Source organism: Roseibium sp. RKSG952 (assembly GCF_009711355.1).
On sequence record NZ_SMMF01000953.1, the window covers coordinates 19,214 to 32,738 of the forward strand.

Consider the following 13,525-nt stretch of genomic DNA (forward strand, 5'->3'; position numbering starts at 1 on the left):
TGGTATCCACTTGAGAATGAATATGCGAACCATTCGCAACTAAGTCAACGCTATTGAGAATTATTCGCAAGAAAACCTATTATATTTGTCCAAATGGTCAAAAAATGTGGCCTGAAGAATGTTACACATCTTCCATTTGGCCGCGTCCCGTGCGATTTTGGCGCAAACCTCCCAAAGGATGTGAAGATGGAAACGCAGAGCTCAGAAAGCCCCGTGCGCACCGCGCATCTGCCGCAAGTGACCGAGCCCAGAAACCCCGGTATGGACCTCGATCTGGACTGGGTACGCGCAGTGCAGGTCAATACCTCGGCCATAGAACGACGCGCCGCGACCCTGCCCGGTCGACGGTCGGTGAAGAAAGAGTATCAGGCCGCGTGGCTGCTGAAGGCGATCACGATGATCGACCTGACCACACTGTCAGGTGACGACACGGTGGGCCGCGTTCGCCGCCTTTGCGCCAAAGCCCGGCAACCCGTGGCACCTTCGGTTCGGCAGGCGCTGGACATGCCGCCGATCACCACAGGGGCCGTTTGCGTCTATCACGACATGATCGAAACCGCCGTAGACGCGCTTCACGGCACCGGCATTCCGGTTGCAGCCGTATCGACGGGCTTCCCGGCAGGCCTGTCTCCATTCCACCTGCGCGTGGCCGAGATTGAAGAAAGCGTGAAAGCTGGAGCCGAAGAGATCGACATCGTCATCTCGCGCCGTCATGTCCTGTCGGGCGACTGGCAGGCGTTGTATGAAGAGATGAAGGCCTTCCGCGTCGCCTGCGGCGATGCCCATGTCAAAGCCATCCTCGCCACCGGAGAACTAGGCAGCCTGCGTAATGTCGCGCGTGCTTCACTGGTTTGCATGATGGCGGGCGCTGATTTCATCAAGACGTCGACTGGCAAGGAAAGCGTCAACGCCACCCTGCCCGTCTCGTTGGTTATGATCCGCGCAATCCGCGACTACTACGACCGCACCGGGTATCGCGTTGGCTACAAACCCGCAGGCGGCATCTCGAAAGCCAAGGACGCGCTGGTTTACCTGTCGCTAATCAAGGACGAGCTGGGCGACCGCTGGCTGGAGCCGGACCTGTTCCGCTTTGGTGCCTCATCGCTGCTGGGCGATATCGAGCGGCAGTTGGAACACTATGTCACCGGGTCTTACTCAGCCGGCTACCGTCACTCCATGGGGTGAATAGTTTCAATGTTCAAACTAGCCACAACCACTTCGTTGCTTCTATTGCAATTTGGCCCTGCCTATTCTGAGGCAATGGAATGCAGCCCGTGGATCGTTGATGGCAAAACCAACGGCGATACTGTGAGTATCGATATAACCGATCAACAACTCATTTGGACCGACGGGCACGTCGAGTTCAAAGCTCCAATGGTCGATGAAACGCCACTTGGTCAAATCTTTGCGGGACACGGCGAAGTCTACTTCGCTTACTTGAATCGTACAAACTCCACAGAAAACGTGAAATCCAAACCACGTAAAGTTGTACGCATTCCCCAAGATCAGACCACAGTTCGATTCCTCACCCTCAACTGCGGGGAAAACTAAAATGACAGTCAAAGAGATTTTTGAAACCATGGACTATGGCCCTGCCCCCGAAAGCGCCGCGGAAGCGCTTGCTTGGTTGGTCGATCAGGGCGACAAGTTCGGTCACTATATCGACGGTGCCTTCACCAAGCCCGGCAAAGGGTTCGAAAGCCGCAACCCCGCGACCGGAGAGGTTCTGGCCAAGCTGACACAGGCGAAACAGGCCGACGTGGACGCTGCTGTGGCTGCCGCACGCAAGGCGCAACCGAAATGGGAGAAGCTGGGCGGCGCGGGCCGCGCAAGGTATCTTTATGCCATTGCGCGTTTGCTGCAGAAGCACTCGCGACTGTTTGCCGTGCTGGAAAGCCTCGACAACGGCAAGCCGATCCGTGAATCGCGCGACATCGACATCCCGCTGGTGCAGCGTCACTTCTACTATCACGCAGGCATGGCGCAGCTGATGGAAAGCGAACTGCCCGATGCCGAGGCTCTGGGTGTTTGTGGACAGATCATTCCGTGGAACTTCCCCCTGCTGATGCTGGCGTGGAAAGTCGCGCCTGCGATCGCGATGGGCAACACCGTGGTTCTGAAACCAGCCGAATACACTTCGCTGACCGCACTTCTGTTTGCTGACATTTGCACACAGGCCGGGCTGCCCAAAGGCGTAGTCAACATCGTCACTGGTGACGGCGCCGTGGGCGAGATGATCGTGTCCTCGGACGTCGACAAAATCGCCTTTACCGGCTCGACCGTCGTGGGTCGTCGTATCCGTGAGGCGACCGCTGGCTATGGCAAGGAACTGACATTGGAGCTGGGTGGCAAGTCCGCCTACATCGTCTTTGACGACGCGGATATTGATTCAGCCATCGAAGGCTTGGTCGACGCGATCTGGTTCAATCAGGGCCAGGTCTGCTGTGCGGGCTCTCGCCTGTTGGTGCAGGAAGGCATCGCAGATCGCTTCCATAACAAGCTGCGTGCCCGGATGGACAAGCTGCGCGTTGGTGACCCACTGGACAAGTGCATCGACGTGGGTGCCGTTGTGGATCCCGTGCAGTTGCAGACCATCAAGGGCATGGTCGAAAGCAACACAGTTGGGCATGTTCATCAGGCGGCTTGCGATCTGCCTGCGAACGGTTGTTATTACCCGCCGACGCTGATCTCAGGCCTCGAAACATCCGACCCGCTGATGCAGGAAGAAATCTTTGGCCCGGTTCTGGTGTCCTCAACCTTCCGCACACCGGAAGAGGCAGTCGAACTGGCCAACAACACCCGTTACGGGTTGGCCGCGACGGTGTGGACGGAGAATGTGAACCTGGCGCTGGATATCGCACCTAAGTTGGTCGCGGGCGTGGTCTGGGTGAATGCCACCAACCTGTTCGACGCGGCGGCCGGATTCGGCGGCGTGCGCGAAAGCGGCTTTGGCCGTGAAGGCGGCTGGGAAGGCTTGACTGTGTACACCAAGCCCAAGGGCAAAGCTAAGCCGTTGGCGAAGGTTGAAGCGGGGACCGGCGAAGGCGCTCCGGTCGATCCAATTGACCGTACCGCCAAGATGTATGTCGGAGGCAAGCAGGCGCGGCCTGATAGCGGCTATTCGAAACCCGTTTGGGGCAAGTCCGGGCTGTTGGGCCACGTGGGCCTCGCCAATCGCAAGGACATCCGCAATGCGGTTGAGGCTGCGGCGGGGGCCAAAGGTTGGTCCAAGACCACCGGCCACCTGCGGGCGCAAATCCTGTATTACATCGGCGAAAACCTCTCGGCCCGCGCCGACGAGTTTGCCGCTCGCATCGACGCGATGACCGGCAAAAAGGACGGTGCGAAAGAGGTCGAAGCTTCAATCCAGCGTCTGTTCACAGCCGCCGCCTGGGCCGACAAGTACGACGGTCAGGTACATGGGGTTCCGATCCGGGGCGTGGCGATTGCCATGAAAGAATCCGTTGGTGTCATCGGCGCGCTTTGTGCGGACGAGGCGCCTCTGCTGGGTCTGGTCTCGGCCATGGCTCCGGCAATTGCGATGGGCAACCGGACGGTTCTGGTGGCCTCAGAGCCCTACCCGCTGGCGGCTACCGATTTCTACCAAATCCTCGAAACCTCGGACGTGCCCGCCGGTGTAGTCAACATCCTGACCGGCAGCCATGCGGAATTGGCGAAACCGCTGGCATCGCATCTGAACGTCGATGCGGTCTGGTCGTTCTCATCCACCGACCTGTCAAAAGAGATCGAGGTCGTCTCGGCCGGGAACCTGAAACGGACCTGGGTGAATAACGCCACGGCATTCGATTGGGGCATGGACCATTCCCGCCGGTTCCTTCAGGCTTCGACCGAGATCAAGAACATCTGGGTGCCCTACGGCGAGTAGGGCTCCCCTCCAAGGGAGGCCTACATGGATTTTTCGGGAAAAACCGTCATCGTCATTGGTGGTACCAGCGGTATCAATCGCGGCATTGCCGAGGCCTTTGCGGCCTCGGGTGCCAAACTTGCTGTCGCCAGCCGTTCGCAGGAAAAGGTCGATGACACCGTTGCCACACTGAAAGCTGCGGGCGCACAGGATGCAATCGGTGCGGCGTTTGACGTGCGTGACCCTGAGGCGGTAGCCGAGGGCCTTAAGCAATTCCACGACGCATTCGGTGACTTCGATGTTCTGGTGTCTGGCGCAGCAGGCAATTTCCCGGCATTGGCAGCGGAAATGTCGGTCAATGCGTTCAAAACCGTGATCGATATCGACCTGATGGGCACCATCCACGTGATGAAGGGGGCGTATCCCTATCTGAAGCGCCCGGGAGCCAGCATCATCAACATCTCGGCTCCGCAATCGTATCTGCCGTACGAAGGTCAGGCTCATGTCTGTGCCGCCAAGGCAGGCGTCGATCAGATTACCCGCACATTGTCGATGGAATGGGGCGTCGAAGGCATCCGCGTGAACTCGGTCGTGCCTGGCTTTATCGAAGGCACTGAAGGGGCCAAACGTCTGGCCCCAACTCCGGATGCCGGCGAAGCGCTGCGCAAGGACGTTCCCTTGGGTCGCTGGGGTCAGCCACAGGACGTGGCGAATGCCTGCCTGTTCCTCAGCTCTGATCTGGCCAGCTATATCAGCGGCACGGTTCTGGCCGTTGACGGCGCGCTGTATCAGCGCGGATCAGGCAAGTTCGGCCAGATGATGGGGCAGATGCTGCGCAGCATGAAAAAGGGCTGAGCGCTGCTCAGCCCCAATTTCTTAGTTCGTGGTGTCCAGACCCACTGGTTTGCCGACTACGGTGAAGTGCAGCCCCTCCGGGTCGAGCAATTCTGCGGCGACCCGGTTGACCTCTTCCAGCGTTATCGCGTTCACCTTGTCATTACGGGTGGCGATGTAGTCGATGGGCAGGTCTTCCATCTGCATCCCGACCATAATTCCCGCAATCTGCCCGTTTCCATCAAATCGCAACGGATAGGCACCGGTCAGGTAGGTCTTGGCGTCGTCCAGCTCTTTCTGGGTCACGCCTTCGGTCGCGGCGCGGGCCCATTCATCGCGGATCACTTCAACCGCTTGGGCGATACGGTCGTTGGCTGACGAAACCGACCCCAGATAAACCGAAGCGAGATCCTTGGGCACAAGGTAAGTTCCCACGCCATAGGTCAGGCCACGCTTTTCCCGGACTTCGTGCATCAGCCGACTCTCGAACCCACCACCACCGAGGATGTGGTTCAGGATGTATGCAGCGAAGAAATCCGGATCGTCACGATCGATGCCCTTCTGCCCAAACAATGCTACGGATTGAGGCGTATCGAACTCCACAACATTGACGCCACCTGAGATCGTCACATCAGCCCGATCAGGTATCGGCTTGCCGGTTTCCGGCAGCTCTGCAAGCAGCTCATCCAGCAGAACACCCAGTTCTTCTGCAGTGATATCCCCGACCGCACCAACATAAAGGCGATCTTTGGCAAACACGCCGTTATAAGCTGCGATCACGTCATCGCGGGTCAAAGCCGACACGCTTTCGATCGTACCCTTGCCCTCTGACCCGTATGGATGATCACCAAATGCCATTTCGGCAAAGTTTCGGCCTGCAATATCATTCGGGTCAGTCTGGTCAGATTTCAGCCCAGACAGCACCTGAGCGCGCACCCGATCCACCGCATCCTGATCGAACCGGGGTTCGTGAATTGTGGTACGCAAAAGATCGATAACCTCATCCCTGTTTTCTGTCAGGAACTGAGCGGAAATCGAAACCGTATCATCAGTAGCATTATACCTGAACGAGGCGGCCAGCTCTTCCAACTCACGGGCATAGGTGCGGGCATCCATATCACCTGCACCTTCTTCGATCAGGCCGCTCATAAGGTAGACTGCACCACGTTTGTCGGGATCATCCAGTGAGGTGCCTCCGCGAAAACGCAACTCTAGCGCGGTAAAGGGGATCGAGTGATCTTCGACCAGCCAGGCCTTGATGCCGCTTGGAGAGGTGACCTCTTCAATCTCGATCTCAGCCCAGGCTGGCAGGGCGATAACGAAGGCGATCAGCGTCGCGAAAATCCGGTTCATTGCGTCACCTCATCGTCGCGCATCAGCCATCCGGTCACTGACGTTTCGGGTTGTATCACCTCACGCGCGGCGGCGATGATCTCATCCGCCGTCACAGCCTGAAGGATATCAGGCCAGGCCTGCACATCCTCGACCGTCAGGCCACTGGTCAGAGCCCGCCCATAACGGTTTCCGATCCCATCCACATTGTCGCGTGCATAGGTCTGGGCCGCACGTAACTGCATCTTGATCCGGTCCAGATCTTCCTGGTTCACGCCTTCGGCGATGAAATCCGCGACCGCCTGATCCATTGCATCCTCAGCTTCCTGCAGAGATACGCCCTCGGCCGGAACAACGATCAGATCAAAGGTGGTGTCATCCAGAGATACACCCCGGTAGAACGCCCCGGTATAGACGACCTTCTGCTGTTCGAACTGCAGCTTCTCATTCAGGTATGAGGTCGTGCTGCCACCCAGCAGTTCCGCCAGCAGGTAGAGGGCGGCGGCTTTCTCCTGTGCGCCGGCGTCTCGTTCCGGGGCCAGATAACTGCGCTGAACATATGGCTGTGCGACACGCGAATCTTTAAAGGTCAGGCGACGTTCGGCCGTTTGCGGCGGCTCCTGCGAGCGCACACGTTCTGGCAGCTCCAGGTTGGCGGGGATCACACCATAATACTCTTCAGCCAGCGCTTTGACTTCATCCGGCTCCACATCACCGGTGACGACCAGAATCGCGTTATTGGGGGCATAATGGGTCTGGTAGAAGGACAGCGCGTCTTCCATGTCCAGCGTTTCCATCTCGTGCCTCCAGCCGATGATTGGCACGCCGTAACGGTGATTGAGATACTGGGCCGCACTCATCTGTTCCCCGAACAAGGATCGCGGATTGTTTTCAGTGCGCTGATTGCGCTCTTCGAGAATCACATCACGCTCTGTGGCGATATCATTTTCAGTCAGACGGATGTTGCGCATCCGGTCCGCTTCCATCCGCATCATCAGCTCGAGGCGGTCTGCGGCCACTCTCTGAAAATAGGCGGTGTAGTCATACGAGGTGAAGGCATTATCATTGCCTCCGTTCGCAGCAACAGTCGCCGACAGTTCACCCGGCGCCATGGTATCCGTACCCTTGAACAGCAAATGCTCCAGAAAATGGGCAACACCTGACGATCCAACAGGTTCATCGGCTGATCCGGCGCGATACCAGACCATGTGCTGGACAACCGGCGCGCGATGGTCTTCGACCACGACGACATCCATGCCGTTATCCAAAGTAAATGTAGTGACTGCTTCGTGCCCGTCTTCAGCCAAAAGCGGGGTCGCAGACAATAAGGCGGCCGACAAGGCCAGAGCCCGAACCATAGGGCATCCTCCGTTTCGTTACAGTAATCAAACTACGGTGGCGCCCGCCGGGTTCAAGTGAGATGACGGAAAGTTAAAAATTATTCATCCGGCGGGGAGGACGGTGTTTCATACCCGCGGCGACGGAACGCTTCGGTCTGTTGATAGGGATCGATCGCGTCACGTTTGTAGACTTCTGCATAACGGTCGATCTTGAACAAACGCAGGCGTGTCCAACGGCTCTGACGGTCGCGGAAATCAGCATCTTCCTGATTGACGGTCTGACGGGTATTTGCCGGAACGCCATATCTGCTGGATGCTGTAACCAGCGCCGCATCAGAGGATGGGACAGAGGTGTTTGGATTCAGAGCAGCTGCGTTTCCACCCAGGGCCACCACAGCGTCTGCTTTCGGATTAGGATCCGTCAGGTTAGCGCCGCCTGGCGTCGGAGCCGGCAAAAACTGATAATCTTTGGGCTCTGTCAGCGGTTTGACTGGCAGAACCGAGAATTCATCCGGTCCCGCGCCGGGCGGTTCCAGATTGCGCAAGCCGATATCGGAGCATCCCGCAACCAAAGCAGCGAGTGTCAGAGCAAATAGGGCACGCGGCATCCGCATTATCGTCTCCAGCCTGTTTCAGGCGCTTTTATCGCATATCATCGGGCGCGTCACGAGGCCTTTTTGCTGTCAAACAACACCAGACCGAGAGCGCCCGCAAATATGAAGACATCCGCCAGATTGAACACAAACGGGTTGTTGATCCCGCAGCAGGACATGTTCAGGAAATCCAGAACATATCCATATAACAGGCGGTCCACCACGTTGCCCAATGCGCCACCGATTAACAATCCGCCACAGATCAGCATAAACTTGGACGCCGCTATACGGCGGAGCCAGATCAATACAGCCAGGCTGATGGCTATCGATATACCGATCAATACCCAACGCGCGGCTTCGCTATTGCCCTGGAACAAGCCGAAATTGATACCGCGATTCTCTCCGTATTTGAAAACGACCAGCGGTGGCAGAACGTCGATACCACCGGGTTGTTCAGCAACGCGCATCACGTGAACGACCAGGTACTTACTGATCTGGTCGATCAGAAACGCGGCCAACCCGGCCCAGAACAGAAACCGATACCGCATCAGTGACGGAAGTGCCGCATGCCGGTGAAGACCATGGCCAATCCGGCCTCATCCGCGGCCGCGATCACCTCGTCATCACGCATCGATCCACCCGGCTGGATGACACAGGTCGCACCAGCCTCGGCGGCTTCCATCAGCCCGTCAGGGAAGGGGAAGAATGCATCAGACGCAACGGCCGAGCCGATGGTGAGCGGTTGCGGCAAGCCGAGCGCGTCGGCCATGCGTTCGGCCTTCTTGGCGGCAATCATGGCAGAGTCCAGGCGGCTCATCTGACCCGCGCCGACGCCAACAGTCGCGCCATCTTTCACGTAAACGATTGCGTTGGATTTAACGTGTTTCGCCACTTTCCAGGCAAACAGCAGGTCGCGCATCTGCTCTTCGGTCGGCGCCTTCTTGGTGACAACCTTCAGATCATCCATGCCGACAAAGCCATTGTCCTTGTCCTGCACCAGCAGACCGCCCGCTACCTGACGCACGGTCTTGCCGCCTGCTGTCACGTCCGGCAGTGCTTCAGTGGTCAGCAGGCGCAGGTTCTTCTTGGCCGCGAAGATCGCCTTTGCTTCATCCGATGCACCCGGAGCGATCACGACTTCGGTGAAAATCCCGGTGATTTCCTGTGCAGTTTCGGCGTCGAGCGGTTGGTTCAGTGCCACGATCCCACCAAAGGCCGATGTCCGGTCACAGTCGAATGCCAACTTATACGCGTCCAGCAAGGTCGCGCCTGTGGCTACGCCGCAAGGGTTGGCATGCTTGATGATGGCACAGGCCGCACCTTTTGCAGGATCGAACTCGGCCACCAGTTCAAACGCTGCGTCGGTGTCGTTGATGTTGTTATAGCTCAGCTCCTTGCCCTGGTGCTGAACGGCGGTCGCCACACCCGGGCGGTTGGTTCCATCAGTGTAGAAAGCCGCTTGTTGATGACTGTTCTCACCATAGCGCAGAGTCTGTTTCAGCTCACCGGCAAAGGCGCGGCGCTTGGGCGCCTCAAGCTGCAGTGCGTCGGCCATCCAATTCGAAACCGCGGTGTCGTACGCTGCGGTCCGGGCGTAAGCCTTTTGCGCCAGCCACTGGCGGAAACCATAAGAGGTTTTGCCGTAATTCTCTTCCAACTGATCCAGAAGCGAAGAGTAATCCTCAACATCCACAACCACGTTCACAAAGGCATGGTTCTTCGAGGCCGCACGGATCATTGCGGGGCCGCCGATATCGATGTTCTCGATGCATTCGTCGTAGCCCGCGCCTTTGGCGACTGTCGCCTCGAACGGATAGAGATTCACGACCAGCAGGTCGATTGCGCCGATGCCATGTTCATTCATCGCAGCGACATGGGTGTCGTTGTTGCGCAGTGCCAGCAGGCCGCCATGCACCATCGGGTGCAGGGTTTTCACACGGCCGTCCATCATCTCGGGGAAGCCAGTAATCTCGCTGACGTCCTTCACCTCAAGCCCCGCATCACGCAGCGCCTTGGCGGTGCCGCCGGTCGACAATAGCTCGACCCCGCGCTCGGCCAGCGCCTTTCCCAGCTCGATCAGCCCGGTCTTGTCGGAAACGGAAAGCAACGCGCGGCGCACGGGGTGAAGATCGGTCATGGGTCCAAAGGTCCTTTTGGCGTCAGTCAAACTCGGGCTCGTCCCGGTGCAGATCGCGTACGGCATAGGCTGTATCCTGAGCCTTGCTCAGCGTCCACCGGATGCGGGTCGCATACTCCATTGCGCGCCCGGATAGAACGATCTGTTTTGTCGCGCGGGGCTTTAATCTGCCTTTTTCAAGGTAAACGCTTGGTTCAACGGACAATTTTCCCACACCGTCATGGCGGAAAACCCATATCTCACCACTTTTGAGCGCCATCGATACCGCCGCACCACCCAAATCGATGGCCGCATCCACGTCCGGATGCAGGTGAAAGCGGATGTCAAAGGCGATGCCTTTCAGGCCCGAGCTGTCCATTGCCCGGTCAAATTGCCGCTTCGCCTTGTCAGTGGCGGTCAGCAAAATGTCCTCGCCCGCCAGTTCGCGCCCATCAAAGCGCAGCTCGAATGTGCGGGCATGGGTCAGGCCAAAGACCTTGGTATATCCATCATGCCCCACCATAAAGCGGGTGCCCTCAAAGGCTTCCTCAAACTCATGGGGTACATCTTGCGGCGCATCCACAAGCGCCTCATGCGCCGTACCTTTGAGCGGCTCGGTCAAACGTGCGCTGGAATAGCCATCAAGACATAGCGTCGAATGCGAGGGCGTGGCCCGACCCGCCCGACGCCAGTCCAGCCCGAAACTCTCGCCTGACCCGCAATTCACGATCAGCGGGCGGCGTCCCGACGTCAGTTCGAAAGCCAAAGTCGAAGCATGCGCATTGTACGAGGCTGCCCCTTTCGGCGGAACACTGGCATCGACAATCACAGTTGTGCGCGCGGCGGATAATCGGGCATACCCCATCGACAGCCCTGTCGACAGTTGCGGTTTCACACCGCTTTGCGCCAATGCCTGATCCAACCGTCCCTCGACACCTCGGCCGCCGCCATGAAACCGGGCCAGTGCGCCATCCGCATGACGCAGGCTGCGCAAGGTTGGGGCGATCCGTTTGATCGCTCTGGTCTGGGCTGCGGGCGTTCCCCGGCCCACCTCGTGCAAAGCCGCAGAGGTCCAGGCCAGCAATGTGAATACTTCAAGCAACTCCTCGGGGTTCCGCGTCGGTATTCCCCCTTGTTCATCCACCTGCCGGTCACATTCCCGGGCCAGTGCACGCAAGGCCGGATCTGACATCGCTTCGAGCCCTTCGAGCGCAAGTCCCGCCTGTACCAGCCCGGTCAAGGCTTCAAACCGGGGCAGCCCCGGTGTCGCCGCGTTCCAGCGTTTGGATAAAAACCAGGTCTGTTGCGCAAGTGAACGAAAGAACAGCTTGCTTTGCGTATCATTCGCCCCGCGTAATAGGAAAAGGGCGTGATTGATCCAGCGGATCAACCGCCGGCCTGTCAGATCGGGCGCCCAGCCAGGGCCCTGCCCTCGCCCATGCGTCTCAATCCAGCCCCAAACCCAGCGCTGCGCCTTTTCCCGCGCACGCATGTCTCCAACAGCGGCCAGATCATCCAACCAGGCAAAACCGTGCCGTTCATCATCAAAAGGGGCATTTGGAGCTATGACATCCCAAAGATCGGTATCCTGAGCCTCGACCAGATACCCCGCAAACAGCAAGTTTCCTGCAACCAGCTGCCGTCCTCGGGCATAGGAACCAATTGTGCGCGGTTCGGGTTGTCCAACGAACCCCGTCACCGCCTTTCGGCGCTGACTAAGCCGCGCATAAAGACGGTTCTGAAACCGTATCCACCGGCTGGCCATGGTGTCCGTATTCGACATGACGCTCGTTACTCTGCCCCTAACGCTCTGCTGGCGCTTGAACCAACGATAGCGAGCGACGAAGGTCAAGTCACCGAAAAGCGGCCTGCTCAGACCGATTTGTTGAGACAGGCGACATAGAACCCATCCATTCCACCGCGTTCTGGCCAATAGTCCGGCCGCAGACGCAGGCCTCCTTCTTCGGTGATCCAGTCACTTTCGACACCCGGAACATCCAGAGCTTCACGGTTTACCCGCATGTCCGGATACATCTCCAGCGCCTCTTCGATCTGCACTTCGCCTTCATCCGGCAGCAGTGAGCAGGTGCAATAAACCAGCCTCCCGCCGGGTTTCAACAGGGTCCATGCGTGGGCGAGCATCCGGGCCTGCAACTCGATCAGTCCACCAAACTCAGACCCGTCCTTGGCAAAAGGAAGATCCGGGTGCCTGCGAATTGTGCCGGTGGCAGAGCAAGGCGCATCCAGAAGGATCGCGTCGTATTGCCCCCGATGCTCCAGCGCATCGCCAACAACTACATTGGCCTTCAAGCCGGTACGCTTGAGGTTTTCCTGCACCCGGGCGATTCGAGCCTCGGAAACATCCAGTGCTGTTACATCGGCACCTGCAGCGGCCAATTGCAGCGTCTTGCCACCCGGCGCTGCGCACAGATCCAAAATCTGCTCGCCTTGTTGTGGCCCAAGAATGCGAACCGGCAAGGCGGCCGCGGCATCCTGCACCCACCAATCGCCAGCTTTGTATCCGGGCAAGGCAGAAACCTGGCCTGCGTCCTGCAATCGGACCGAACCTGTTGGTAGGGCGTCTCCTCCCGGCGCCTTGGCACCCGGCTTCAGCGTGACATCCAATGGTGCGCCTGTGAAATGCGCCTGTTCCATCCCTTTGATGGCATCCTGACCCCATGCGGCGATCAAAGGCTCTCGCAACCATTCCGGCAAGCGGGGAACACGCATTTTGGGCCAGGCGTCCGGGCCTTCGTCAGCCACTTTGCGCAGCACGGCATTCACCAGCCCTTTAAGCCGACCGTGTTTGCGCGACCTTCCAACGATCTCGACCATCGAATTCACTACGCCATGCGCAGCCTCACCATGGCACAGCTCAACAGTGCCAAGGCGCAGCGCGTTATGAACAGTCAATGCCGGGGTACGCTTCAGGTGGCTTTCAAGCAGCCGGTCCGCACGTTCCAGACCGCGCAGGGTTTCCAGGGTCAGGCGTTGTGCCCGGGCACGATCCTCGGGCGTCAGTCGATCCAGCGCACCCGCAGCCAGACATTCGGACAACAGTCGCCCCTCGCCCAGAATCTGATCCAGCAGATATACTGTGCTGCGCCGTGCTGCTGTTGCGTTATTGGACATGAAACCGCCTTTGTGACTTGTGCCCGCATTGCGTTTGGCGGACGGGGGCGTATATCAAGGCTGTGCACGGAAAGGAACCCGAAGTCATGAGTGACGACCGCAAAGACCTGCCACCTGCCGCGCAGCGCGCACTTGCCGAAGCGGAAGAACGTCGTCGCAAGGCCGAAGCCGATGCAAAGGCATTACCCAAAGAACTTGGCGGTCGCGATGGCCCGGATCCAGCACGCTTTGGCGATTGGGAAAAAAAGGGAATCGCGATCGATTTCTGACCTGTCAGGCAACCTTTCGCAGGGTCTTTAGAAAATCCGTTAAA

12 protein-coding genes are annotated in these 13,525 nt (G+C 58.5%); 5 read left to right on the forward strand and 7 right to left on the reverse strand.

Annotation, left to right across the window (positions count from 1 at the left end):
* The first annotated feature begins 186 nt into the window (after nt 1–186).
* The 4 genes from deoC to E1297_RS34845 are packed head-to-tail and all read left to right on the forward strand — an operon-like array spanning nt 187 to nt 4,720.
* On the forward strand, nt 187–1,185 hold the full coding sequence (deoC, locus tag E1297_RS34830; protein ID WP_155146301.1) for a deoxyribose-phosphate aldolase: 999 nt from the start codon (nt 187–189) through the stop codon (nt 1,183–1,185).
* Between the two features lie 9 nt (nt 1,186–1,194).
* Nucleotides 1,195–1,551 carry a hypothetical protein gene (locus tag E1297_RS34835; RefSeq protein WP_155146303.1) on the forward strand — a complete coding sequence of 119 codons (357 nt, stop codon included), beginning with the start codon at nt 1,195–1,197 and terminating at the stop codon, nt 1,549–1,551.
* 1 nt (nt 1,552) lies between these two features.
* Nucleotides 1,553–3,886, forward strand: coding sequence for an aldehyde dehydrogenase family protein (locus E1297_RS34840; protein WP_155146304.1), 2,334 nt, complete (start codon nt 1,553–1,555; stop codon nt 3,884–3,886).
* Nucleotides 3,887–3,910: 24 nt separating this feature from the next.
* Entirely contained in the window at nt 3,911–4,720 is an 810-nt protein-coding gene (locus E1297_RS34845) for an SDR family oxidoreductase (RefSeq protein ID WP_155146306.1), read from the forward strand.
* A 21-nt stretch (nt 4,721–4,741) separates the two neighbouring features.
* On the opposite strand, the gene E1297_RS34850 is transcribed toward E1297_RS34845, so the two are convergent.
* The 7 genes from E1297_RS34850 to E1297_RS34880 form a co-directional block, all read right to left on the reverse strand.
* A complete protein-coding gene (locus tag E1297_RS34850; protein WP_155146308.1) occupies nt 4,742–6,052 on the reverse strand; it encodes a pitrilysin family protein in 1,311 nt (436 codons plus the stop codon).
* Nucleotides 6,049–7,389 carry a pitrilysin family protein gene (locus E1297_RS34855; RefSeq protein ID WP_155146310.1) on the reverse strand — a complete coding sequence of 447 codons (1,341 nt, stop codon included), beginning with the start codon at nt 7,387–7,389 and terminating at the stop codon, nt 6,049–6,051. Before E1297_RS34855 ends, E1297_RS34850 begins: the two co-directional genes overlap by 4 nt.
* An 80-nt stretch (nt 7,390–7,469) precedes the next feature.
* Nucleotides 7,470–7,985 carry a DUF3035 domain-containing protein gene (locus E1297_RS34860; RefSeq protein WP_155146312.1) on the reverse strand — a complete coding sequence of 172 codons (516 nt, stop codon included), beginning with the start codon at nt 7,983–7,985 and terminating at the stop codon, nt 7,470–7,472.
* Nucleotides 7,986–8,035: 50 nt separating this feature from the next.
* Nucleotides 8,036–8,512 carry a signal peptidase II gene (lspA, locus tag E1297_RS34865; RefSeq protein WP_155146314.1) on the reverse strand — a complete coding sequence of 159 codons (477 nt, stop codon included), beginning with the start codon at nt 8,510–8,512 and terminating at the stop codon, nt 8,036–8,038.
* Nucleotides 8,512–10,101: a bifunctional phosphoribosylaminoimidazolecarboxamide formyltransferase/IMP cyclohydrolase gene (gene purH, locus E1297_RS34870; RefSeq protein WP_155146316.1), complete on the reverse strand. Its 1,590-nt coding sequence runs from the start codon at nt 10,099–10,101 to the stop codon at nt 8,512–8,514. The genes lspA and purH overlap by 1 nt, the downstream gene beginning before the upstream one ends.
* A gap of 22 nt (nt 10,102–10,123) precedes the next feature.
* Complete coding sequence (locus tag E1297_RS34875; RefSeq protein ID WP_155146318.1) at nt 10,124–11,863, reverse strand: heparinase II/III family protein; 1,740 nt, start codon at nt 11,861–11,863, stop codon at nt 10,124–10,126.
* Between the two features lie 89 nt (nt 11,864–11,952).
* Nucleotides 11,953–13,212: an RsmB/NOP family class I SAM-dependent RNA methyltransferase gene (locus E1297_RS34880; protein WP_155146320.1), complete on the reverse strand. Its 1,260-nt coding sequence runs from the start codon at nt 13,210–13,212 to the stop codon at nt 11,953–11,955.
* 86 nt (nt 13,213–13,298) lie between these two features.
* Between E1297_RS34880 and E1297_RS34885 the strand changes: the two genes are divergently transcribed.
* Nucleotides 13,299–13,481, forward strand: a complete 183-nt coding sequence (locus tag E1297_RS34885; RefSeq protein WP_155146322.1) for a DUF1674 domain-containing protein — start codon at nt 13,299–13,301, stop codon at nt 13,479–13,481.
* Nucleotides 13,482–13,525: the final 44 nt, after the last annotated feature.

Excerpts from the sequence above, each read along its gene's own strand:
- E1297_RS34835 (WP_155146303.1), top strand. The coding sequence starts at position 1,195 with ATGTTCAAACTAGCCACAACCACTTCGTTGCTTCTATTGCAATTTGGC.
- deoC (WP_155146301.1), top strand. The coding sequence starts at position 187 with ATGGAAACGCAGAGCTCAGAAAGCCCCGTGCGCACCGCGCATCTGCCG.
- E1297_RS34840 (WP_155146304.1), top strand. The coding sequence starts at position 1,553 with ATGACAGTCAAAGAGATTTTTGAAACCATGGACTATGGCCCTGCCCCC.
- E1297_RS34860 (WP_155146312.1), bottom strand. The coding sequence starts at position 7,985 with ATGCGGATGCCGCGTGCCCTATTTGCTCTGACACTCGCTGCTTTGGTT.
- E1297_RS34845 (WP_155146306.1), top strand. The coding sequence starts at position 3,911 with ATGGATTTTTCGGGAAAAACCGTCATCGTCATTGGTGGTACCAGCGGT.
- E1297_RS34855 (WP_155146310.1), bottom strand. The coding sequence starts at position 7,389 with ATGGTTCGGGCTCTGGCCTTGTCGGCCGCCTTATTGTCTGCGACCCCG.
- lspA (WP_155146314.1), bottom strand. The coding sequence starts at position 8,512 with ATGCGGTATCGGTTTCTGTTCTGGGCCGGGTTGGCCGCGTTTCTGATC.
- E1297_RS34850 (WP_155146308.1), bottom strand. The coding sequence starts at position 6,052 with ATGAACCGGATTTTCGCGACGCTGATCGCCTTCGTTATCGCCCTGCCA.
- purH (WP_155146316.1), bottom strand. The coding sequence starts at position 10,101 with ATGACCGATCTTCACCCCGTGCGCCGCGCGTTGCTTTCCGTTTCCGAC.
- E1297_RS34880 (WP_155146320.1), bottom strand. The coding sequence starts at position 13,212 with ATGTCCAATAACGCAACAGCAGCACGGCGCAGCACAGTATATCTGCTG.
- E1297_RS34885 (WP_155146322.1), top strand. The coding sequence starts at position 13,299 with ATGAGTGACGACCGCAAAGACCTGCCACCTGCCGCGCAGCGCGCACTT.
- E1297_RS34875 (WP_155146318.1), bottom strand. The coding sequence starts at position 11,863 with ATGTCGAATACGGACACCATGGCCAGCCGGTGGATACGGTTTCAGAAC.